The sequence below is a fragment of the Bacillus sp. FSL M7-0003 genome (assembly GCF_038628485.1).
Lineage (GTDB): Bacteria > Bacillota > Bacilli > Bacillales > Bacillaceae > Bacillus > Bacillus safensis.
Window position 1 is genome coordinate 3,507,728 of the sequence record NZ_CP152024.1, and the last position, 23,118, is coordinate 3,530,845.

Here is a 23,118-nt window from a genome sequence, read left to right on the forward strand (position 1 = left end):
AAGAGAGTGGATGCGCCGAGGTAAAAGGCGCATCTCACTTAAAATAAAACGAACTATCTTGTCCGTGTTTGATATTTTCTAACGAGTACGAATAACGACCCGCCGAATAAAAGAATATACACCCAAAGAAGAGAGGTATCTCCCGTTTTCGGATTCAGCTGTCCAGACTCAGATTTGGTTTGATCATCTGATGGCGTAAATGTCATCTGCTCCGCACCCGTTTCCTCAGGTGCTGCATTCTCAAGTTGATTTGTTTGAGAATCGTGATCATTTGGATTTTTGACAAAGCCGATACTCTCATCGTCTCCAATGACTGTTGAAATTCCGCTTCCCTCACCGAGAGCGATTCCTTTTGTGTCATAGACAAGTTTGACATCATACTGCTCATGGTAGTTCGCAGCTGGAATATCAATTTTTACGCGTGCAGCCTGAGCTCCACTTAAACTTTTTGCTTCATATTGAATAACGCGTGTATCTGCTTTTTGATCTGTTTTCGCAACAAGAGTCTCTTCAAACTTTCCGCCTGTTCCTACTTGGAATGACGTGATGGCTGAGCTGTTCTTCACTGTATATGAAACGAAATGGCGGCCATTTTTTACAACCAGTGTCGCAGGACTCACGACGTAATCGTTCATGCGAGAAAGCTCATCCTTATCTGCTTTCTTCATTGAGAAAGGAAGCTTGTATACACCATCTTTTAGCTGAGCCGTCTCTTGATTTGCTCCGCCGTTATTTGTTTCTGTTGTTGGTGTGTTTGGTTTTGGTGTTTCTGGTGCAGCTGGTTTTTCTTCCTCTACCACCTGCCCGTCCTTCACTGGAGCGATACTCTTTGAATCAAATTGAAAACGAATATCGTAGGTTTGGTCATAGTTAGCGGCTGCTACTACAATGTGTACTATTCCTTTGACCTCGTTTTTCAAATCATCTACATCAAATGAAACCACTCTTGTATTCTTTGCTTCATCCTTGCTGACTGTTTTGGCTTCTTGATAAGAACCGTTTTTCTCTGTTTTTAAAGAAGCGACAGACTTATGGTCCTTCACCGTAAAGGAAATGGTTTGCTTTCCATTTTTGACAGTTAAGGATGCAGGGTGTGAGAAGTAATCACTCATTCGAGATGCCTCATCCGTATCCCCTTTTAGCACACTGTAATTAATACGATATACGCCATCTTTTAATTGATTTTGCGCAGAATCATCTGGTTTTGGTTTTGTGCCATTGTTATTGCCTGGTGTTGTCGGTTGATCGTCTGGTTTTGTACCGTTTTGGTCATCCGGCTTTGTTTCGTTATCGTCTGGCTTTGTACCGTTTTGGTCATCCGGCTTTGTTTCGCTATCGTCTGGCTTTGTACCGTTTTGGTCATCTGGCTTTGTTTCATTATCGTCTGGTTTTGCAGGCGTAACGAGTGTTAGGCTGCTTTGATCAAATGCAAGCTGTACGTCATATGCTTCGTCATAAATAAAGCCGCCTAAATCCCAGTAAATTTTCACCCAGCCGTTTAATTTCGCTGATAAGTCGTCGACATTAAATTTGATCACACGTGTATTGGCTGTTTCGTCCTCACTGACCGTTTCAGTGGTAACGAGAGCACCATTTTGTTCGACCTTGAAATCTGTTATTTCTTTGCTTTGCTTCAGTGTGACATAGGCTGTTTTCTTGCCATTTTCCACAATCAGCTTAGCTGGCTTTTCTGTATAGGTATCCATCATGGACGCTTCTGTGCTGCCATTTTTTAAAATGGTGAATCCGACTGTGTATTCACCATCAACGAATGATGCCGCTTGAGCTGTTCCTTGAGGAATCTGAAACGCAGTCAACAAACTGAATAAAACGAGCAGAATGGCTGCCTTTAGATGAAAAAGACGTTTCAAATGGTGACACTTCCTTCCGTTAATGCTTGATGATCCACTTTCTTGCTAAAAACCCGCCTGAACATAAGACAAGCACAAGGAGCCACCCTATTTGGCCTGTATCACCAGTTTGAGGATTTTCTTCTTGTTTCGTTGTGGATGAATCAGCTTTGTTCGTTGATTCTTTTGATGGCTGCTGACTTTCTGCTGCACCCGATGATTGATTTGCACTGTTAGACGAAAGTGACTTGATGCTGCTTTCATCAAATTTCAGCTGAATGGTGTAATCATGATCATAATCAGCAGATTTCACAGTGACATGAATTTTTGACGTGATTGGTTTAGACAAGCTTTGAGCCTGGAACTGAACGAGCCTTGTATTGGCTTTTTTATTTGTTGAGAGAACGGTTGTATCGACATAGCCGCCATTTCCTGGTACTTTAAATTCCGTTACCCAGCTGCTATTTTTAATCGTCATTTGCACTGTCAGGTTCCCATTTTTCACTATCACTTTTGCTGGTTTCAGCCAGTAATCATTTGCCATTGAGACCGCATTTCCTTCAGCTTTCAGCACTGTATAATTGACGGAGTATGTACCATCCTTTAATGCGGCAGCCTGTGCGTTTGAAAAAGGCAGCATAAGTGCCAGTAAAAAAACCGCCATGAAGACTGACAGCCTCATCCTTTTTTTCATCAAGCGAATTTCCTCCCTTTCTATTGAACAGATGCCGCATCAAACTTGAGACGAATGTCGTAATTGCCTGTATATCCGATAGCCGGTACAGTCACACTCACTTTTGCTGGTACGACCTCAGTCAGGCTGTTCACATTGAATTCTACTGTTCTCTTATTCGCAGCTGTATTTGTACTGATCACCTTCGCATCTTTGTAGACACCTTGATCGAGCGTTTTAAAGCTTGTGATCCAAGAGCTATTCGTTAACGTGACTTGCGCTTTGATTTTTCCATTCTTTACGACAAGCTTGGCTGGTTTTTCGAAATACGTATTCGCTGTTGAAGTCGAATCGCTATCAGCTTTCCATACCACATATTGCGCTGAATATTGACCATCTGCTAAGCCAGCTGCTGAGGCTGAGCTAACAGGAGCTAGAGCAAATAATAGAACAAAACTAAGGAATAATAATACGGGTGATGTTGAACGAATGACTTTCATGTGAACCCTCCTAAATGATATTGATAATTATTCTCAATAGACAATAAAAAAAATAACCTTCATAAGTGCTGGAACACACTTATAGATGATTATGATAATCATTATCAATTGAGTAGAAAAAATAAATCTTTGCTTCTTAAAGTCAAAGATGCCTGCTTCTAAATGATGGATTGATAAGAGTTTTAGGCAATCTGTCCCATTCATAATACCATGGCATAACCTCCATTCCATTACAGGGAAAAGAACCCTCTTCTCCTTGATATTATATAATGCATGAAATGATTGTCAACATCATTTTTCATACTATTGTCTTAGTTTTCTGGAAAATCACACAAAAAAATTTCGATCAGACACACTGATCGAAATCGATTAAGAAGGAACATGTTCCCCTATTTTGCTGTTTTTACGATCTAAAGACCAAGCATACATTTCACGAATAATCGGTTCAATTTTCTTCCCTTGCACTGTTAATTCGTATTCAATCCGCACTGGAATATCGGGGTATACCTTTTTCTCAACAAGTCCCTCAGCTTCTAAATCCTTCAGCCTTTCTGATAGTAATCTTCCGCTGATGTTCATTTCATTTTCAAGCTGACAAAAACGCTTAGGCCCTGTCAGAAGCTGATTGATGATGAGAATGACCCACTTCTTGCCTAGAATCTCCATGGCATCTGTAATTGGGCAGCCATCTACTTGAGCCATATCTTACTCCCTCCTGCTTTTTTCTCTTTTTTTCATTATAACACAATTAATTACTTGAAATAAGTCACTAACTATTATATAGTTTAGTTACTAAAAGTAACAAGGTATTCATTTTTTATAGATTTTCAAAAACATTTGAACATGCCGATGCATATATCATGAAGGAGATGACCGAGCTTGAAGACAATTGAGCAGCTAAGGCTGGGTGTGACAGAATTACATGTGTCCAGCTTTGATCGTTCTTTACCTTTTTATACAGACATTTTAGGATTTTCTATATTAGAAAAAACAGATTCCACGGTGACACTTGGTAGCAATGCAAAGGAACCGATTCTTTTGTTAAAAGAGGATGTACAGCTCAAAGAGAAGCCTGATCATGAGCCAGGACTTTATCACTTTGCTGTTTTATTACCTACCAGAAAAAACCTGGGCACATGGCTGGCACATGTGATCAAAAAAGGCTATCCTTTAATTGGAGCAAGCGATCACTTTTTCAGTGAAGCCATTTATTTAAGTGATCCTGACGGCATTGGCGTAGAAATTTATGCTGACCGTCCTCAGGACATTTGGGTAGGTGAGCATGGAGAACTGAAAGGTGGCGGAAATTCACCGCTTGATGGAGATGGACTCCTGCAGGAAGCCGCTGATACCACATGGGAAGGACTCCCTGCGGGCACAGTGATGGGACACTTGCATTTCCATCTCAACCCAGAAGAAGCAGATCCTTTTTATGTCCATACGCTCGGTTTTCATATCCGAATGGCTCCACCAGCAAGCCTATTTATCGCCGCTGGTGTATACCACCACCACCTTGCCTTTAATGCATGGGGACGCGGACGAAAAGGAGCCATTGATCCACGTTTCTCAGGAATTAGAAGCTATACACTGGTTTTCCCAGAAGAAGCAGACAGACAATCCGTCATCGAACGCCTGACAAAAGCAGGCACTCAAGTCAACACGACAGGAAAAAGCAGCGAATTTGTTGATCCATTTGGCGTTCTCGTTCGTTTACAGATTGAAGAAACAGACTAAAAAGAAGGTGCAGAATATGGACAAACACACAGAGCTTAAAACAGCCATATTAAAAGATAAAATCAAACGAGTACAGCAAGAAGACGGGTATATATATATCACTGGACCCATTAAACTCCCAGTGAATTTAGACGGCAGAACCGTCATGTTTAACTGGTATTCATGGTTAAAAGATGATGGAAAAGAGCCATTGTCGGATGAAGCTTTAATTGAAAGCCTCTCGTCCCGCCAGCTTGCTGATCATCAGCAGTCAAGCGTTCTTGTATATGGGGATTTTGAGCACGCTGACGAAGCTCTTATCCGCATGCATTCCATTTGCCACACTGGCGATATTTTCGGAAGCAAGCGCTGCGACTGCGGATTCCAATTGAAGCAGTCTATGCGAATGATTGAGGACAATGGAGCGGGAGCCCTGTTTTACTTAGCCAATCATGAAGGCCGCGGCATTGGTCTTTTCAGTAAAGCCATGGCTTATATTCTTCAAGAAAACGGCTATGATACAGTAGAAGCGAACGAAGCACTTGGTTTTGAAGATGACACACGTCAATACGAACAAGCCATTGCCGTTCTTCAAACACTTCGTACAAAGCCGGTCAGACTCATTACCAATAACCCGAAAAAGACAGATGCGATCAGCCATGCAGGTTTATCTCTTTCTGGACGCATTCCACTTTGGGGAGATGTCTCTGAATTTAACGAAAAATACTTGCAGACAAAAATCAACCGCTCAGGTCACATGAAGGCGGAGCAAGAGGTGCGTACGATTGCCACATCATGAGCGATATATGAAGCTAGCCCTTGATAATGCACGGGCAATGAAAGGTCAGACATCTCCGAATCCGCTCGTCGGGGCTGTGATTGTGCGAGAGAATGAAATTGTTGGAGTCGGTGCTCATATGAAAGCCGGTGAACCGCATGCTGAAATTCATGCACTTAACATGGCCGGGGACAAGGCAAAAGGAGCCACGATTTATGTGACCCTTGAGCCTTGTTCCCACCATGGGCGCACAGGCCCTTGTGCGGAAGCACTTGTGAAAGCCGGCGTCGAAACCGTTGTCGTGGCGGCACTTGATCCAAACCCGCTTGTCGCTGGCCGCGGGATTGCCATTTTACAAGACGCGGGTATCCAAGTCATCACGGGCGTACTTGAACAGGAATCCATTCTAATGAATGAAGTATTTAATCACTTTATTACGAAAAAAACACCTTTTGTGACGCTCAAAGCGGGCATTACCTTAGATGGGAAAATCGCCTCTTCCACGTCTGACAGCAAGTGGATTACATCTGAGACATCCCGTTATGATGCTCACCATATCCGCAGTATCAATGATGCGATTTTGGTCGGTGCTCAAACCGTCATTCACGATGATCCTTCATTAACTGCGCGGATTCCAAATGGGAATAATCCGATTCGAATTGTCTTAGACTCTAAGCTGTCAACACCACTGACAGCAAAAATCGTCACCGATCAGATGGCACCTACATGGATTTTTACAACAAAGCAAGCCGATGAGGAAAAACGAGCGGCTTTAGAAGAAGCTGGCGTCCGTGTCTTTATGACAGACAGCGACACGCGGGTGCCCCTGCAAGAAGTGCTTCAAGTGCTGGGAGAAAAAAATATCTCTTCTCTCATGATTGAAGGCGGCGGCCAGATTAACGCCTCGTTCTTAGAACAGCAGCTTGTAGATAAATTGGTCATCTATATGGCGCCTAAGCTCATTGGCGGACGACTTTCCCCTTCCTTTTTTGGAGGCGAAGGCATTCGCCTCATGAGTGATGCCATTGAACTGGATCAACTCACCGTGGAACCACTTGGAAAAGATATTAAAATAACGGGCTATCCCGTTTATCAATAAAAAGCTTGTAGATCGGATCTGCAAGCTTTTTTCTCATCATTTATAATGGGGTGATTGATTTGAAAATAAAAGGAATAAACCATCTGTTATTTTCTGTTTCTGATTTAGATGCATCTATTGATTTTTACACAAAGGTCTTTGACGCCACATTGTTAGCAAAGGGCCGAACGACAGCTTACTTCGATTTGAACGGGCTATGGCTTGCCCTCAATGTAGAAAAGGATATTCCTCGCCAAGATATCCATCACTCATACACACACATCGCTTTTTCAATTGATGAAGAGGATATAGATCACATGTACAACAAATTAAAAAATTTGAACGTCTACATCTTACCAAGCCGGCCGAGAGATAAAAAGGATCGTCATTCCATCTACTTTACGGACCCTGATGGACATAAATTCGAGTTTCATACAGGAACCTTAAAAGACCGAATGGATTATTACAAGGAAGAAAAAGCTCATATGGAGTTTTTTGATAAATGATGAAAACGAAGAGGAAACAACAAAGTGCTATTCGTCATTTAATAGAAAGGATGGTAAAATATACATAGAAACGTGTAGCAAGCGATAGTCCTCCCCCCTTCTATACTAAAGGTGTTTTTATGCCGAGAAAGGAGGGGTCAGTTTGAGAACAAAACTTGTGCGTTCACGCGTTGAGAGACGCAAGAACAAAAAGAAAGAAGCTTGTACCTGCAAGTACAAGCTTTGGTTACTTATCTTAAATTCAATCCGAACTCTAGTCCAGTTCATAGCATGGATGATAGATAAGAGACCGTTCTGAATTAACCCTTAAAATGATAATGAAAAATAAAGTGGCACCTTCATTACCCCTAGTCAAGGTAATGCTGGTTCTATCTCGTTTCTGTTTTTTGGAGGGCTGCTTTATTTTTTCTATATTACTTCAGTATATTCATCACATGATAAATTTATACATAGAAAAAGCACACGGTAGTCAGCCGAGTGCTCAAATTAAATTTCTTTTCAGTTATATGGTGACGTTCAAGAAATTCACCTTGAAGCTCTCGTGCTTCAGTTTGAAAACTAGTTCAACTTAGTCCGAGTTGAACAAAAAAACTTGTGCAATTACATGTTACCATATGTATCAATTTGTTACCATAGATAAGCATACTTTTTTAACCTTCATGTGTAAAAAACTATAAGAGCTTTAGTTACAATAATTTTAAATTAGAGTGAGCTTAATTTATTTTTTTATTCCTGCACAATGTTTAAAATGAATGATACAGCTTTTTTGTTGTTCAATTGATCAAATAAACTGAACAACAATCTATATAACTTAAAAATCATATTTACTTTATGCCCTCCTACTTTCTATTGGCAACTGTATGACCTTGTTTAGCTAAATAAAAAAGAATCAGTATATTAAAAAACTGATTCCTTATATTGCATGAATCTATCTAAATCCTAAACAAGTTTTATTCAGGTCCCGCGAAATTTGTCGTAAAATGTTTCATGTGAAACATTGATCGTCACTTCCCTTCGACCAGCCTGCCAAAGCTTTCTGGTGAAAGTCCCGGTGAAATGCGGACGCGGTGCAAGGACATCATGCCTTGTTCCTTCTTCGCATGTCCTGGTTCAGTGGTGACAGCCATTTGATATCCAGCTTCCTTCGCCAGCTTCAACGTCTCTTCATTATAGCGCCCGACAGGATAGCTGACCATTCTCGTACGCTGAGAAAACCGCTGATCGAAGAATGTCTTTGATCCTTTTAACTCATCTTCCTGCTGCTGCTTTGATAATCGATTGAGCTCTAAATGATGAATCGTATGACTCTCAATCGATATCCCATGTGCCATCATCTCATCCATTTGCTCATCCGTTAAGTGATTTGGACGGCCAATGGATTGCTCAATCATGAAAATCGTTGCTTTCATTCCATACTGCTTTAAAATTGGAAATGCCTTTGTATAGTTATCCGTATATCCATCATCAAATGTAATGAGGACACTCTTCTTACTTGGCATCGAATTTGTTGTGAAAACGCGGTACGCCTCTTCTGGCGACAGTGTGACATAGTCATTGTCCTTCAGCCATTTCATATGAGATGCAAATTCGCTCTTTGGCACACGTAACGAGTTGCCGCTTGAGATACTATGATACATCAAAATCGGGAGCTCGACCGGCTCCTTTTGCTTCATCCAGGTTTTTGTCTCTATCACTGCCGTTTCTTTTTTCTGCTGAATCTCTTTTGTTTGTAATGGACCCTTTTCCTCTTTGACGACTTGCTGGCTTCCTTCCGCCTGCTCTTTCATTCCCATACAGCCCGAAATGAGCAGCAGCATAAGACCAATCGTCATCAGCCTACATGTTTTCTTCATTCACCAATCCTGCTTTCTCTTTATCTACCGAATGATTATAACAGAAATTGGTTATTCATTGACAACTATTTTGACAGGGTATTCATTTTTTTACACATTTCGATCATTTCGATGGCGAGCAGATGAATGGTCTCTGTTGTGAGCATTTGATCTTCTGCGTGTATCAGCAGTAAAGAAAACGGAAGCTGTTCACCTGCCGCTTCTTTTTGAATCAGCGACAAGTGCAGGTTGTGGATGCTTCGAAACGCTTCCTCCCCTTTTTCGATCAACTGCTGCGCTTTTTCAAAATCATCAGCTCTTGCTAGACGAATCGCTTCTACATAATGACTTCTTGCCTCGCCTGCATGGGCAATGATTTGAAAGGCTGCTCCCTGCATTTCCTCTAATACCGTCATCTGCTTCTCCTCCAATTATTCAAGATTCATTTGCTAGTGTCAGTGCATGCTCTAGAATTTTTTCTCCGTTTGCTGTTCCGTATAATCTCACATTGACGACATCGACAGGGATTTGATAGGGTGCCGCCGTTTTTTCAGCTGCTTTTTTCATAAAACTAACTTGCGGTCCAAGTAAAATCGCCTGTACATCCTCTCCATGCTCTTCTAGTTCATCCGCAATGGCTCCTTCAGGTATAGCATAAATATAGTAATCCAGCCCTTTAGCTTCTGCGGCAGCCTTCATTTTGGACACCACAATGGACGTTGACATTCCTGCTGCACAAGCGAGAATGATTCGTTTCATTTCTCATCACTCCTATTGATAAATGACTTCTGTTTCAACTGTCAGTTCCCTAGTTTTGATTAATGTCTGATACCAATACGCAGATGCTTTCAGCTGACGATTTCGTTCATTCTCCAGCTGTATTTCGACTAATCCGTAGCGGTTTTTAAAGGCATTCATCGGTGAGACATTGTCTGTAAATGCCCAAAGCATATAGCCTGTGCAATTTGATCCTTCTGCTTTCGCTTGAAGTGCCCGCTTCAAATGCTGGCTGATAAATGAAATGCGATACTGATCATCAATGATACCGTCTTCTGTTTTAAACCGTTCTTCCTTTTCGACACCCATGCCATTTTCGGCCACAAACCACTCAATATTTCCGTATTCTTCTTTTATTCTCATCCCCATATCATAGACAATCTTCGGGTAGATTTCCCAGCCTCTGAAAGGATTCATTTTTCTCCCTGGAAGCTCAAACATATCGTAATAATAGGATGGATGAAAAGGTGTTCCTTCGTTCCAAGCCTTACTCGGTGCCTTGACACGATGCGGATAGTACAAGTTAAGCCCAACGACATCCACCGTATGATTCTTGATGATCTGAAGCTCTTCCTCTGTAGAATCGAAAAGAATATCATGCTTTTTCAACACATCGATCAGTTCCTCTGGATACTCCCCTTTGATGGAAGGATCTAAGAACATTCGATTAAAAAACAAGTCATACATACGTGCCGCTTCTTGGTCATGCGGGGCAGACGATCTTGCATACGTCACTTCTGGATTGAGAATCACGCCGATTTTGGCTCCTGCCGATTCCTTCAACCCCATCTCCTGAAAAAGCTTCACCACTTTTGCTGTTGCCAGAGCTTTATGATAGTTCCACTGCATCCATTTCTTCGTATTTTGCTCAAACGGATATCGGATGGCATCTAGATAAACACGTGTCTGGACAACAATCGGTTCATTAAAACTAAACCAATGCTTGACCCGGTCTCCGTAGCGCTCAAACACCTTTTCTGCATAAAGTACAAACAGCTCGACAACATGCTTTGATGACCATCCGCCGTACTTCTCAAGCAAAACGGCAGGAAGCTCATAGTGCTCTAAGCAAAACATTGGTTCTACACCTGCTGCGATTAATTCATTGATCAGATCATCAATGTAACGAGCATAGGCCTCATCCACTATCCCATTCTCGTAATCTATGAGAAACCTCGACCAATTGATCGATGTCCTGTAATGTGTCAGCCCAATCTCTTTCATTAAGGCTACATCTTCAGGGTAGCGCTCGTAAAAGTTTGTCGCACCAGCAGGACCATAGCCTTCGTGCCACACGTGATATCCTTCCTTATACCATAAGTCGATGTACGAGTCCTGATGCGCCCGCTTTCCCTTCCATCCCTCGGTCTGCCAAGCAGAAGCCGCAGCACCTAGGATAAAATCACTTGGAATCTCAATTCTGTTCATGTCGCCGCCTCCCTTTTCTTCGTCTGAATGTTTATTCTGAATCTGGTGCTGCTTCTGGCTTGCGGTTAGACAAGAGAACAAACGGTAAATAGATGAAAACAGCCACCACAATACAGATAAGCTGTGTGATGACAGCGCCCATACTGCCAGCGGTGGACAGCCATGCATTCACAAGCGGCGGTGTCGTCCATGGCACCATCACGACCGCTTTTCCAGCGAATCCTGTAGCCGTCGCAATATACCCAATCGTACCTGTCACAAGCGGTGTGACGATAAATGGAATCGCCATCACAGGGTTTAGCATGACAGGTAATCCAAAAATAACGGGTTCATTGATGTTGAACAGTCCGGGTCCTGATGAGAGCTTGGCAATGCTTCGCATCTCTTCCCTTCTCCCAGCAATAAAAATCGCAATCAAAAGACCAATGGTCACACCTGAACCACCGATGCTCATATACACATCCCAAAACGGCATCGTGATGATATTCGGGATTTCTTTTCCCTCTTGAAATGCTGTCATATTCACTGCAATCGATCCTAATAAGAGCGGCTCCCGGATCGGCTTAATCATCTGGTTGCCATGGATGCCGATCACCCAGAAAAATTGCGCCACAAACATCAACGTTAAAATCCCAGGCAGCCCCTGTACAACACTTTCTAATGGACGCTGCACCACGTTATACACTGCTTCATGCAAATAAATGCCTGTCACACGATGAAATGCAAAGCCGAATGAACTAATGATTGTAATTGTAATGATCGATGGGAAAAGTGACGAAAATGATGTTGCCACATTCGACGGAACCGAATCCGGCATCTTGATTTGCAGCCATTTCACCTCGGTCAGCTTACAAAAAATCTCCACAGATACGATCGCAATGATCATCCCTAAAAATAAGCTTTTTGGATCAGAAAATTGTCTTGCCAACACGTCAACAACCTCACGCATCGATCCATCGACTTCAAGAAGAAGTGTCGTTGGAATAACAGATATAAATGAAATCAATGCCATCAATCCTGGGAACAGAGACTTGTGACCGTTGATTTTCCCAAGCTCAATCCCAATGAGGAACACAGCCCCAATGGTTAAAAAGTTCAGCGTGGCATAATTGATTGCCTTCATAATAGGCTGAAGCTCTGCTAAAAACCTGAATATCTCAAAATGAGCAAGCCCTGTCTCCGGGCTCATAATCATATTCGCCACCAGTACAGCAAAAGCTCCTGTAATGATGATCGGCATCAGTGTGACAAATGCCTGTTTAATCGCCATAATATATTTCTGGTTGGTGATGCGATAAGCCACATGCTCCATGACATCTGCCGCTTTCTCCTTGAAGCTCATGATCCGTCTCCCCCTTTGCAAAAACTCGTGATCATCCTCCTTTTTGATGTTATTTTAAAAGCGCTTTCATTAACATCTAATCTTTTTCCTCACAGATGCGGAAATGGGTGCCGCGTTTTTTCATTTGAATGCTCCAATACTTGAAGCGCAGCTGTCAGTTCTTCAAATGAAGCAGCTTTGATGAGTTGTTCCACCACTTCCTTCCGTTCTGTCAGCCGCACAAGAAATTGATAAAGCGACTGTAATTCTTTTTGATACGTCTTCTGGATGCTTAACAAGCATACGACTTGTACTCGATCTTCTCCCCACAGTACCGGCTTTTTCAACGTACAGATCGCACAAAACGTGTCATCTGTTGCCGGTTTAATTGGATGAGGAATCGCAACCAAATGACCGAAAGATGTGGGTGATACTTGCTCTCTTTCTAACAATAATTGTTCAAACTCGTCTGGGATTCGATGCTGCTCCTTTAGCACGTTCACAAAAAATTGAAGAACCTCTTCCCTTGATTGGAGATCTTGCTGAAAAAATGTCAGTGCCGGACTCACATACCGCAAAACTCCTGTATCCTGTGAATTCTGCACAAATCGTTTCAGCCGCACAATATCATCGTCACTTAGAATCGTATGTACATCAATGACTGGCACCGGCAATGTATTCTGAAGCGGAATGGTACTAATAATAAAATCAATGCTTCTTAAATCATACAAAGGAAGTTCCCCGACACTTGCAGTTCCAGCGATCTCCAGCCTTCCGTTAAAAGCTGCCGTGAGTTTATGAAGAAGAAGCTGGCTGCTGGCGACACCCGTCGCACACACAATAAGACATGTCTTTCTTACATGCTGTGATTTTGTCCGCTCGATTGCAGCCCCAATATGAAGTGCCAAATATCCGATTTCATCCTCAGGAATCTCAACACCCTCTTTTTCCTTCAGCCATCTGCCCATATAAACACCCGCCTCAAACGCAATGGGATAATGCCTTTTAATGTCTGGTAAATAAGGATTTCGGATGTTCATATCGTATCTAAAACGATGAATGGCAGAACGCAAATGAAGACTTAAACCAACGATCAGCTCCTTATCAAACTGAATATCAAGTGACATGTGCTCCTCTACATAAGCAAGCAATTGGTGAGTGAAACGAAAATGGTCTTCGTCCAGCAGATGAAATAGCGTATGGCCAGCCTCTCCATATGCCATCATCTTTGCTCCCATTAAGTGAATCGCAATGTACGCCATTTCAGATAACGGAAAATCAATCGCTAATACGCGGCGAATATCTTCTGCCATTTGTTGAGCTACCTGAAAAACTGGCTGCACTTGAATTTCTCTCAATTCCGCTTCTGGCATCTTGACCAGCTTTTTTTCTTCAATTCGTTTGCATGCGATGGCAATGTGGGTCACTAAATTACTTAAACCGATTTCTGATAGATGAAGTCCGGTAGCTTTTGTACGTGAACGCACGATGTCCTGAATCAATTGATACGTTTCTTCAGGTAACAGTGCAGCATTCGCATGCTCCTGCTGAAACACATGCTCTGCCATACAATATCTTAATTTCATTTCATCGCCTGTCAGACGAAGGCCATATTTAGGCCGGTGCGATATAGAAAGTCCATGCAATGAAAACAAGTGCCTGACAGCTTTCAAATCATTTTTCACTGTAGATTCACTCACAAATAATTCCTCTGCCAATCCCTCTAATTTGATATAGTCTTCTGACAGAAGCAGCCTTTTTAATAGATAAGCCACACGGTCCTCAGGCTGATTGGGAATGGACGGTTCCTTTTTCTCATTCCTTTCTCTCAGTGAGGTTTTCAAAAATGTACGAAATGCTCCATAATCTTCAACGCTCAATGTATACCCTGCCCCGCGTTTAATATGCAGTGCGGCACCATGTTCTTCTAAGATCACTTTAAGCGCTTTCATATCTGTGCGGATGGTTCGTGATGTGACTCCGATCACACGTGCAATTTCTTCACTTGTCAGTTCCTGCTCCGCTTGCATCAATCGTTTCAGAAGCTCCTCCTGACGTAGAGATAGCATGGGCTCTCCTCCCTTGGCATTTACTTTTGCCTATCATCATAAACGAAAATAGAACTCTTTGCCCAGTATTTCTTTCAAATCGGGAACCTAGATATGGCTCATTCGTATGAATATGAAACTAGAGGAGGGATGCTTTTATGTTTGTTGTCATTATCATATTAGCTTTTTTAGGAGCCATCATTGCCAGCTTGTTCGCATCAAATGATAAACGTGCATCTGCTAAGCGTTCTGCACATCATAGCTCAACGACGAGCACTTATACTGATTCGTATACCCATCACGCTTCTGAAGCCTCCTGTGGGAGTGATTCAGGTGACAGCGGCGGTGGTGGATGTGACTAAACAAAAAAACAGCCGCCTTTTAAGAGACGGCTGTTTCGTTTATAGTTTTAAAGAGCTTTCCAGCCCCGTTCAATCAAATGTTTAACATCCTTTGCAAAATCCTCGCCCTTTTCCATCACGTCCTGAGCTCTTCCTGCAAAGTTACTGGCAACAGCCAGCTCCATTTTTTTCAATTCAAAGTGTAAGATTTTTTGATCAATCTCTGTTATATATTTTTCATATTCATTGTTGACGACGTCGTGCATCACGCTGTAAGCATCTTTCCGGTGGCGATGAAAGTCGGTTCCTCTCTCGCCTTTCCATGACGAATCTAGTGCAGGCTTCTTAATTTCTTTGATATCTGACTGGGCAAGATCTTGTTCTGTTCGAATATTACTTTTGGCTGTCTTTAACCGAGAGATCATTTCGTCAAATTCTGCACGTTTGTTCTCAATTCCCATATGCAGATGGTGCAGCATCTCGGATAAACTCATGTCATCCACCTCTATCTGACCTCATACGAAAGCACGGCGTGAGCGCCTTTGGAAACCATCGACTCACTTGATTTTTCCAATCCTGACATTTCTATCGTTCTGCTTTCATTAAGTATAGTATAAGGCGAAAAGCCTCAGGCTTAAATAGGGAAAAGGTGTCCTTTTAGCGACGCGTTTGGAAGAAAAACGGAATAATACAAGGTCTTACACCCTGAATTTTATATGAGACTTTAATACCACAATCGCATTATGTCAATGGTACCCATAAATAAAAGCGATTGTGCTGATTATTTTGCAGCAATCGCTTCGTCTTGTTCTTTTAATGTTTTCACGTTAGAGCGTGTATCCTGAACATTTTTAATTAAGGCTTCTTTAAAGCTTGAGACCATTTCGCTCACTTCTGCTTCACGTGCCGTCCACTTGGTTACAAATTCAAGGCTGTTTTCACCCGCTTTATCTGCTGCTTTTTTCATCGCTAAAGCTTCGACGGCTTGGGAGACTTCATCTAGTTTATCCATAACTGTTTGGTAGTTTAACTTAATTTGTCCCATTGTGATATCCTCCAGATTTGTTCAGCATGAAACTCGTTTACAAGCTGCTCCATGCTTTTGAGATCAAGCGTTTTGCGTCCTCTACTGCGTCTTCTCCTTTTTCAGCAAGACGTGCGGCGTCTCCAGCTAAGGAACTGGCAAAGGATAACGCAGCTTGTTCTGCTTCTAATGTAGTGATTTTGAATTCGATGCGGCTCACGTAGCGTGGGTATTGATCATTCACGATCGTTTGCAGCGCATCATGTGCTTCATTTCGATCTGATTTGAAATCCTGGCTTCGCTCACCTTTCCAAGAGGTCCCAAGCTTTGGCTGCTTGATTTGCTTTAAATCTGTTTCTGCCGCATCTTGTTCACGTTCAACCTTGCTTTTCGCCTTTTTGAGTCGAGCGATTTTCTCTTCAATTTCTGCTTTTTTATTTGAAATGCCACCGTTAAGGGCAGACAGCATATCCGATAAGCTCATATGGGTTCCTCCTCCTGTCAAAAAATAAAAACGCTGCTTAGAGTCCCTCTAAACGAGCGTAAGGTGAATAGCACTTTTTCCAATATTGTTATTATAAGGTTCAAAGACTCATGTTTAAATAGGGATTTGTGCCCTTTTTATGGGATAAATATGCTTTCATTCAGCTTCACACTGCCCCTTTTGACCTCTTTTATAGGAGGTCTAAGTTCCTGTCCATTTGCTATTTGTCACATATAGTCTCTCGGTCCTAGGACAAACAAAGCCGCCCCGTTCAGGAGCGGCTTTTGCAAACGGCTTATGAGGCCGATTCTTCTCTTTCTTGTTGATCTTTCACGTACCAAATGAATTTACCTGTATATCCGTAAATGATCGCAAGACCAATGGCAACAAAGCTCAACCACATAAATGGTAAATAAGAGAATGTCGATACGCCAAGAATTCCTGCCATGTAAATACCGTTATCTGACCAAGGGACCATACCAGACGTAAGCGTACCACCGACCTCAGAGTTTCTGGATAAAACTCGTCTGTCTAGCTTTAATTTATCGTAGCTCTTTTCCATAATTTTCGGTGTAAGGATTAACGATACATACATCGCACAGCCAAAGATATTGGCGAAGAATGCAACAACGAGTGTAGATAGCGTTACATTCCCTGCATTATGTAATTTTTTCTCAAATGTCGCGACGATGACTTTTAATACGCCTAAATATTCTAGTACTCCACCGAAACCAAGCCCCAGGATAATCACCACTAGAGACCCTAACATATTAACGATACCACCGCGGTTTAACAATGTATTTAAGAATTCTACATCTGAATTAATAGAGAAACCATTATAAGCTGTACCAAGTGCATCGGCTGGATTCATTCCTTGGAATGCCATTGCCCAAACTGCGCCAAGAAGCGCACCAATCGCAATAACAGGCATTGAAGGCTTTTTCAAGACAAGTAATAGCACAACAATAAGCGCCGGAATGATCATCCAAATATTAATCGTGAATGTATCTTGCAGTGCTTGTTTCAAAAACTCTACTTTTCCTTGATCAATATTTTTTCCGCCATACATAAACCCGGTAATTGTAAACATAATAGCAGTTATGACAAATGCAGGTATGGATAAGACCATCATTGCTCTAACATGTGCGAGCACGTCCACTTTTGAAAGTGAGGAAGCAAGCACAGTACTATCAGATAAAGGAGATAACTTATCGCCAAAATAAGCTCCAGATAAAACAGCTCCAGCCACGATAGGTAATGGAATTCCCAAACCTTCACCAATCGCAATCATGGCAATACCTGCGGTTCCAACTGTCCCCCATGATGTTCCTGTAGCAACAGACATAATGGAACAGATAATCAGTGTAGCTAGTAAGAAAATATTAGGATGAATAAATTCCAGTCCATAATAAATTAATGTGGGTACCACTCCACCGGCAATCCATGTTCCAACAAGTGCACCTACAGCAATTAAAATCAAAACAGCCTCTAAACCATTCGATATCCCTTTTGTAATGGCATTTTGAAGATCTTTGTATGAATGCCCCAATCGAATACCTAAAGCAATAACCATAAACCATGAGATAAACAATGCTAGCTGAATATCTAATTTGAAGTAAAGAGTAAATGATAAAACAATCGCTAAAAACAAGCCAAGTACAGCTACGACTTCTAAAATAGATGGTAGACGTGGTGATTTCATTGTGTTTCCTCCCTTTGTGCGTGCGTTAAGCGTTTTCAAAATATTGTGAAAAAAGTGTGTCAATTCGAAAGAAAGTGAATTGCCTGTTTTTCTCTTTTTCACAGGCAATTCCACATATTAATAAAATAAAATTTTTGATATTATTATCGCTCTAGGAGCTCTGCACCCGCAATACCAGGCTTTGTCATCTCGTATGGATTTAAGATAATATCAAGTTCTTCTTCCGTTAAAACATCGTACTGCAAGCAAAGATCTCTGATCGATTGTCCTGTTAAAATGGCTTCTCTTGCAATTCTAGCGGCTGCTTCATAGCCTAAGTGAGGGTTCACGGCAGTGATCACGCCTGCACTTTTTTCTACATATTCTTTCAAACGTATTTCATTTGCTTCAATGTCCGCTAAGCAATGATCTGTGAATGAGCGGAATCCGTTATTCATTATACTAATAGATTGAAGCAAGTTAAAGACCAGAACAGGCTCCATCACATTTAACTCAAGCTGGCCTGCTTCAGAAGCAAGACAGATCGTGTGGTCGTTCCCAATGACTTGGAATGCGATTTGGTTAATGAGCTCTGCCATGACTGGATTGACTTTCCCAGGCATGATGGATGATCCAGGCTGGCGGGCCGGCAATGCGATTTCAGCAAGACCTGCGCGCGGACCAGATGCCATTAAGCGAAGGTCATTGGCAATCTTAGACATGTTCATCATACATACTTTTAAAGCGGCGGATACTTCTGTGTAAGCATCTGTATTTTGCGTTGCATCCACGAGATGCTCTGCGCCTACAAGAGGAAGACCAGATATATCAGCGAGCTTCTTCACCACGATCTCAATATAACGAGGATCTGCGTTTAAGCCTGTCCCAACAGCTGTTGCACCCATATTGACTTCATATAAATGCTGTTTTGATTGGTTGATCCGCTTAATATCACGGCTCAGCACACGGCTGTAAGCTTCAAATTCCTGTCCCAAACGGATTGGAACAGCATCTTGAAGGTGCGTACGTCCCATTTTGATCACATGATCGAATTCTTTCGCTTTCTTTTGAAAGACGTCCTGCATGACTTGCATCGTTTCAAGCAGAATGTCTAACTGCTTGAGCACAGCAATGTGGATCGCCGTTGGGAATGAGTCATTCGTTGATTGCGACATGTTCACATGTGTGTTTGGGCTTAAATGGATGTATTCACCCTTTTGATGTCCCATGATTTCTAGCGCTCTGTTTCCAATCACTTCATTGGCATTCATATTCATGGACGTTCCTGCGCCGCCTTGAATTGGATCGACAATAAAGTACTCGTGCAGCTTGCCTTCAATGACTTCATCAGACGCTTGAACGATGGCATTTCCAATTCCCTCATATAAACGTCCAACTTCCATATTGGCTTGAGCTGCTGCTTTTTTCACGATGGCAAAGGCTCTAATTAGTTCCTCGTGCATCCGATATCCTGTAATCGGGAAATTCTCTTTTGCACGGAGGGTTTGAACCCCATAATACACGTCTGCTGGAATTTCTTTTTCACCAAGAAAATCCTTCTCATAGCGATAAGTTGCTTGAACCATCTCTTATGACCTGCTTTCTATAGAATAGTTAAATCACTAAATCTTCTGCGATTGGCGTTTCCATAATCTTTTTGACTTCTCTTGGATCTGTTGTTTTGCCTAGTGCCCACATCAGTTTCGGCACAATAGCTTCTGTATTCATATTTCTTGAACGTGCCACCAATTCTTGATTGATCTTGCGTCCTACCTCATACACACTCATGTCTTCTCCTTCTTCCAGACACTGAGTGGTGATGACAACAGAAATGCCTTCTTCCAGCAATTCGTTGATCTTTTCTAAAAGGTTTCTTCCTTCGAAAGGAATTCCGCCGCTGCCGTAGCTTTCAATGACAACGCCTTTGTACATGCTTTTGACTGCATCTAAAAACTCAGGCTTCAGGCCTGGATGCAATTTTAACAGACACACATCTGTATTCAAGGATGCATCTAATTTAAGCGGTTTCATTGGTGTTCTTTTTACTTTGCTATTGTATTCAATTTGATGGTTTTCAATTGATGCAATATATGGGTAGTTAATGCTTTCAAATGCATCGTAGCTTTTCGTTCTTAGTTTGATCGCACGTGTTCCTTGGATGACCCTGCCATCAAACACGACATACACGCCGCCAACACCGTCACATGCAAAGCGAATGGCATCTGTGATGTTTTTCTTCGCATCTGTTTTCTTAAAAGTAATCGGAATTTGTGAACCTGTAATCACGATCGGCTTATCAGGATTTTGCAGCATATAAGACAGCGCTGCTGATGTATAGGCCATTGTATCGGTTCCGTGAGTAACGACAAACCCGTCATACTGGTCATAATTCTCATAAATGGCTGTTGCGATATCAACCCAGTATTCAGGCTGCATATTTGTACTATCTATACTCATTAGGGACTTTGTGTCCATTGTATATTCTGCATTAATTTCGTTTAAATAGCTCAAAAGATCCTCAGCTTTAACACCTGGAGCTAAACCATTTTCACTCTCTACAGATGCAATCGTCCCACCAGTCGTTAAAAGCAATAATTTCTTCAACAGGTCCACCTCTTTCGTAAAATTACTTCGTTTGTCACACATATTATAAGCTAGCTTGTGCTATTCTATAATATACGCTTTACGCGTACCTTCATTGCCATTATAGTCACATAACGCGAATTAATCAAGAAATTGTTACGCATAACGCGTACATTCTATGTCAAAATATGATATACTGTTGTTGTAAATAAAGGAGCGTTCATGTATGATACTCGATCGTTTAACCACCCTTAGAAAAAAGAAAAAATGGTCTCTCCAGCATACGGCAGATCGCCTAGGTATCGCCAAAAGCACCTATGCCGGTTACGAATCTGGGTACCGACGACCTTCGCTTGAAGCAGTGAAGCTGCTGGCTGATTTGTATGATACGTCCATTGATTTTTTACTTGGTAGAACGGACGAGCCAGAGATACAACGCAAAATCTCTGATATCAAAATTGAACTGACGGAAGCAAAAGAAGGAACCATTTATGTAGACGGCGTTCCCCTAAATGATGAAGAAATCAAACAGCTTGTTGCCTTTATTCGGGCGAAAAACACTCTAAAAGTATAAACACAGAAAAGAGAGGCTCCTTATAAACAGGTGCCTCTCTTTCCTTTTCCAATCTCAATATGAGGAAGACAGCTGGCTTAATTCCTCTAGCCGCCGCTTCGCTTCTTCTTTATTAAACGAACTATAATAGCGATAATTCTCCTCATCTAAGATGCGGTAATGCTGACTAAGTACATTTTGCTGAAGGCGAAACGTGCCTTTTTTGACAGACGTCCTCCACCAAACCTTGCCGCCAATCGTACGCTCTACTGATAGATGTAATTCATCATGTGCCACAACTTCCAAAATCTCGAGCGGGTCATCCCCAAGAGTCCCTTTCAAAATGTCACTATCTCTGAATAATGCACATACGGCCGCGGATTGCGTCCAGTTGAGACGCAGCCTGTTTTTTTCAACCTGCTGTAGATGCCGTTTTGATAGACCAAGTACCTCCGCCATACGATCCTGCGTATAATCCTTTTCTTTTCGAATCCGTGCCATTTGTTCTGTGACGAGGTCGATTACCATCTCTTTATCCATCTCTCATCACCTCTTTCGAGTGTTCAGTCTTTACTGACATCATACACGATTTCTTCGAAAAAGTGGCGCCTCATCCTATAGAATTCTGACAAAAACAGCTTAGTCGCTCTTCTCTTCTCCTTGGCCATGCTGCTGTCTCCAATTTTCTTGGGCTGTCTGATGTAAATATGGATAGATCTCCTGTTTGACGGTCTGCTCAAATACTTCTTCATCTAAAATGCTGTACGCCGGAATTTTGATCAATTTCCCATCTACTTTCCGAATGAGCACATCCATGAAAAGAAATCCTCTTATACTGTAACGATGCCTGCGCATGTCAATTGATTGAATATCTTGAAAAGGAACCGTCCGCTCCCGGTGCAGTACAGCGCCATTCTCTCCGCGCTGAATGCGAAAAATCACATTTCCCCTCTTCGTAAAAGCAGGCAAAATCATCAAAAAGGAGATCCAGCCATAGACAATACCTAATAGTCCGCCTAAAAATAAAAACAATGTATAGTTCGATTCAAATGTAAGAGCTTCTGAAAATAACCAAATACCGATGATACCGAAGCCGCCCGTTGCTAAGAATGCCCATACTCTTAAAAAAGGTCTGCTCCTTACTTCTATTACTTCACTTGGATTCAAGCGTCATTCTCCTTTTCTCCATTAGAATATAGAACGTAACCCGTCTTGATGAGCCGTCTCAATGCGAAATTGATTTTCTTTTATTCCTGATACAAGCCAAGATTGGTTCTCACCTGGAATCACAAATATCATGGACTCCACATCAGGCGTATTATTTTTGTCATAGACGACCTTCATGAGAGAGTCCAGCTTTCCTTTTCTCGTCTGTATATCAGAAACAAATGCCTTCACGAGCTCTTGATTCTCTGCTTTATTCAGGAAGGATGGCCACTCATTTTTCGCTTCGCTTGCCTGTTCTAACAGCATTTCAAATTCCTCTGCCTGCAGGCTGATGACAGGTTCAGGGTGATCATTCATCTGTATGTTGAAAAAGGCTGTCACTTGCTCCTCTGCCTGCTGATCGCCGTCCAGTTTGCGAATCTGATGCACTTGTTGATCATAAAGCGTATGATGCGCATATACACCCGCTTGTGTTGTGTGAAAAGAGGTGCTGACTTCTTCATCTGTGTCTCCAAATTTAGATGCCTTGATCGTGTGAGAGGCATCATTCATCGCCTGGATGAAATGACGGTATTCCGCTTTATAACGGTATTGTCTGTTTCGAAATTCCAGTACACCTTTTGCAAGCAAAGAGCGGCACGCAATTTCAAATAAAAACCCCAAGCGCTCGTCCTCTACTTCAGGATAATAAGCCTCCTTTAAGGACATGCCTTGTTCAAAATAGCCTTCACTGTAAAAACTAAAGATGAGTTCCTCAATACTTAGACTTAGCTGATCCAAC

At 42.0% G+C, this 23,118-nt stretch carries 25 protein-coding genes; 6 read left to right on the forward strand and 19 right to left on the reverse strand.

Going from position 1 to position 23,118, the window contains the following annotated elements:
- Window positions 1-53 precede the first annotated feature (53 nt).
- The 4 genes from MHI23_RS18020 to MHI23_RS18035 all read right to left on the reverse strand — a co-directional run bounded on the left by MHI23_RS18020 (window position 54) and on the right by MHI23_RS18035 (window position 3,725).
- The gene (locus MHI23_RS18020) at window positions 54-1,871 is read right to left on the reverse strand and encodes an NEAT domain-containing protein (protein WP_342492139.1); all 1,818 of its coding nucleotides are present in this window, start codon (window positions 1,869-1,871) and stop codon (window positions 54-56) included.
- A gap of 19 nt (window positions 1,872-1,890) precedes the next feature.
- Window positions 1,891-2,544 carry a heme uptake protein IsdC gene (isdC, locus tag MHI23_RS18025; protein ID WP_024423890.1) on the reverse strand — a complete coding sequence of 218 codons (654 nt, stop codon included), beginning with the start codon at window positions 2,542-2,544 and terminating at the stop codon, window positions 1,891-1,893.
- A gap of 20 nt (window positions 2,545-2,564) precedes the next feature.
- Window positions 2,565-3,023, reverse strand: coding sequence for an NEAT domain-containing protein (locus MHI23_RS18030; RefSeq protein ID WP_342492140.1), 459 nt, complete (start codon window positions 3,021-3,023; stop codon window positions 2,565-2,567).
- A gap of 369 nt (window positions 3,024-3,392) precedes the next feature.
- The gene (locus tag MHI23_RS18035; RefSeq protein WP_087977956.1) at window positions 3,393-3,725 is read right to left on the reverse strand and encodes a helix-turn-helix domain-containing protein; all 333 of its coding nucleotides are present in this window, start codon (window positions 3,723-3,725) and stop codon (window positions 3,393-3,395) included.
- Window positions 3,726-3,902: 177 nt separating this feature from the next.
- On the opposite strand from MHI23_RS18035, the gene MHI23_RS18040 reads away from it, so the two are divergent.
- The 4 genes from MHI23_RS18040 to fosM are packed head-to-tail and all read left to right on the forward strand — an operon-like array spanning window position 3,903 to window position 7,098.
- Window positions 3,903-4,757 (forward strand): VOC family protein, encoded by an 855-nt coding sequence (locus MHI23_RS18040; protein ID WP_342492141.1) that lies wholly within the window; start codon window positions 3,903-3,905, stop codon window positions 4,755-4,757.
- Between the two features lie 16 nt (window positions 4,758-4,773).
- Window positions 4,774-5,535, forward strand: coding sequence for a GTP cyclohydrolase II (locus MHI23_RS18045; protein WP_342492142.1), 762 nt, complete (start codon window positions 4,774-4,776; stop codon window positions 5,533-5,535).
- Window positions 5,522-6,613, forward strand: coding sequence for a bifunctional diaminohydroxyphosphoribosylaminopyrimidine deaminase/5-amino-6-(5-phosphoribosylamino)uracil reductase RibD (ribD, locus tag MHI23_RS18050; protein WP_025093787.1), 1,092 nt, complete (start codon window positions 5,522-5,524; stop codon window positions 6,611-6,613). Before MHI23_RS18045 ends, ribD begins: the two co-directional genes overlap by 14 nt.
- Before the next feature lie 59 nt (window positions 6,614-6,672).
- Window positions 6,673-7,098: a FosM family fosfomycin resistance protein gene (gene fosM / locus MHI23_RS18055; RefSeq protein WP_081125082.1), complete on the forward strand. Its 426-nt coding sequence runs from the start codon at window positions 6,673-6,675 to the stop codon at window positions 7,096-7,098.
- Between the two features lie 1,004 nt (window positions 7,099-8,102).
- On the opposite strand, the gene MHI23_RS18060 is transcribed toward fosM, so the two are convergent.
- The 6 genes from MHI23_RS18060 to MHI23_RS18085 form a co-directional block, all read right to left on the reverse strand.
- On the reverse strand, window positions 8,103-8,951 hold the full coding sequence (locus MHI23_RS18060; protein WP_149126136.1) for a polysaccharide deacetylase family protein: 849 nt from the start codon (window positions 8,949-8,951) through the stop codon (window positions 8,103-8,105).
- Window positions 8,952-9,016: 65 nt separating this feature from the next.
- Entirely contained in the window at window positions 9,017-9,346 is a 330-nt protein-coding gene (locus MHI23_RS18065) for a PTS lactose/cellobiose transporter subunit IIA (RefSeq protein ID WP_024423898.1), read from the reverse strand.
- A 19-nt stretch (window positions 9,347-9,365) separates the two neighbouring features.
- Window positions 9,366-9,689 (reverse strand): PTS sugar transporter subunit IIB, encoded by a 324-nt coding sequence (locus MHI23_RS18070; RefSeq protein WP_024427519.1) that lies wholly within the window; start codon window positions 9,687-9,689, stop codon window positions 9,366-9,368.
- Between the two features lie 12 nt (window positions 9,690-9,701).
- Window positions 9,702-11,135 (reverse strand): glycoside hydrolase family 1 protein, encoded by a 1,434-nt coding sequence (locus MHI23_RS18075; RefSeq protein ID WP_224426844.1) that lies wholly within the window; start codon window positions 11,133-11,135, stop codon window positions 9,702-9,704.
- A 31-nt stretch (window positions 11,136-11,166) separates the two neighbouring features.
- Window positions 11,167-12,477 carry a PTS transporter subunit EIIC gene (locus tag MHI23_RS18080; protein ID WP_125586892.1) on the reverse strand — a complete coding sequence of 437 codons (1,311 nt, stop codon included), beginning with the start codon at window positions 12,475-12,477 and terminating at the stop codon, window positions 11,167-11,169.
- An 89-nt stretch (window positions 12,478-12,566) separates the two neighbouring features.
- Window positions 12,567-14,525 (reverse strand): BglG family transcription antiterminator, encoded by a 1,959-nt coding sequence (locus MHI23_RS18085; protein ID WP_125586894.1) that lies wholly within the window; start codon window positions 14,523-14,525, stop codon window positions 12,567-12,569.
- A gap of 137 nt (window positions 14,526-14,662) precedes the next feature.
- Here MHI23_RS18085 and MHI23_RS18090 point away from each other — a divergent pair, with 137 nt between their 5' ends.
- Window positions 14,663-14,866, forward strand: a complete 204-nt coding sequence (locus tag MHI23_RS18090) for a hypothetical protein (protein WP_024427523.1) — start codon at window positions 14,663-14,665, stop codon at window positions 14,864-14,866.
- Window positions 14,867-14,913: 47 nt separating this feature from the next.
- On the opposite strand, the gene MHI23_RS18095 is transcribed toward MHI23_RS18090, so the two are convergent.
- The 6 genes from MHI23_RS18095 to MHI23_RS18120 form a co-directional block, all read right to left on the reverse strand.
- Window positions 14,914-15,339, reverse strand: coding sequence for a DUF5082 family protein (locus MHI23_RS18095; RefSeq protein ID WP_024423904.1), 426 nt, complete (start codon window positions 15,337-15,339; stop codon window positions 14,914-14,916).
- A gap of 287 nt (window positions 15,340-15,626) precedes the next feature.
- On the reverse strand, window positions 15,627-15,890 hold the full coding sequence (locus MHI23_RS18100; RefSeq protein WP_024423905.1) for a YwqI/YxiC family protein: 264 nt from the start codon (window positions 15,888-15,890) through the stop codon (window positions 15,627-15,629).
- Window positions 15,891-15,927: 37 nt separating this feature from the next.
- Window positions 15,928-16,353 (reverse strand): DUF5082 family protein, encoded by a 426-nt coding sequence (locus tag MHI23_RS18105; RefSeq protein ID WP_025093782.1) that lies wholly within the window; start codon window positions 16,351-16,353, stop codon window positions 15,928-15,930.
- 295 nt (window positions 16,354-16,648) lie between these two features.
- Complete coding sequence (nhaC, locus tag MHI23_RS18110) at window positions 16,649-18,055, reverse strand: Na+/H+ antiporter NhaC (protein ID WP_034281362.1); 1,407 nt, start codon at window positions 18,053-18,055, stop codon at window positions 16,649-16,651.
- Between the two features lie 143 nt (window positions 18,056-18,198).
- Window positions 18,199-19,620 carry an aspartate ammonia-lyase gene (gene aspA, locus MHI23_RS18115; protein ID WP_034624136.1) on the reverse strand — a complete coding sequence of 474 codons (1,422 nt, stop codon included), beginning with the start codon at window positions 19,618-19,620 and terminating at the stop codon, window positions 18,199-18,201.
- 28 nt (window positions 19,621-19,648) lie between these two features.
- Complete coding sequence (locus tag MHI23_RS18120) at window positions 19,649-20,638, reverse strand: asparaginase (protein WP_024427527.1); 990 nt, start codon at window positions 20,636-20,638, stop codon at window positions 19,649-19,651.
- A 205-nt stretch (window positions 20,639-20,843) separates the two neighbouring features.
- Between MHI23_RS18120 and MHI23_RS18125 the strand changes: the two genes are divergently transcribed.
- A complete protein-coding gene (locus MHI23_RS18125) occupies window positions 20,844-21,191 on the forward strand; it encodes a helix-turn-helix transcriptional regulator (protein ID WP_024427528.1) in 348 nt (115 codons plus the stop codon).
- A gap of 54 nt (window positions 21,192-21,245) precedes the next feature.
- Here MHI23_RS18125 and MHI23_RS18130 read toward each other — a convergent pair whose 3' ends face one another.
- From MHI23_RS18130 to MHI23_RS18140, 3 genes are all read right to left on the reverse strand, one after another.
- Entirely contained in the window at window positions 21,246-21,710 is a 465-nt protein-coding gene (locus tag MHI23_RS18130; RefSeq protein ID WP_041108407.1) for a helix-turn-helix transcriptional regulator, read from the reverse strand.
- A 99-nt stretch (window positions 21,711-21,809) separates the two neighbouring features.
- Complete coding sequence (locus tag MHI23_RS18135) at window positions 21,810-22,337, reverse strand: YfjD family protein (RefSeq protein WP_076840539.1); 528 nt, start codon at window positions 22,335-22,337, stop codon at window positions 21,810-21,812.
- A gap of 21 nt (window positions 22,338-22,358) precedes the next feature.
- Window positions 22,359-23,117 (reverse strand): hypothetical protein, encoded by a 759-nt coding sequence (locus MHI23_RS18140; protein WP_041108411.1) that lies wholly within the window; start codon window positions 23,115-23,117, stop codon window positions 22,359-22,361.
- Window position 23,118: the final 1 nt, after the last annotated feature.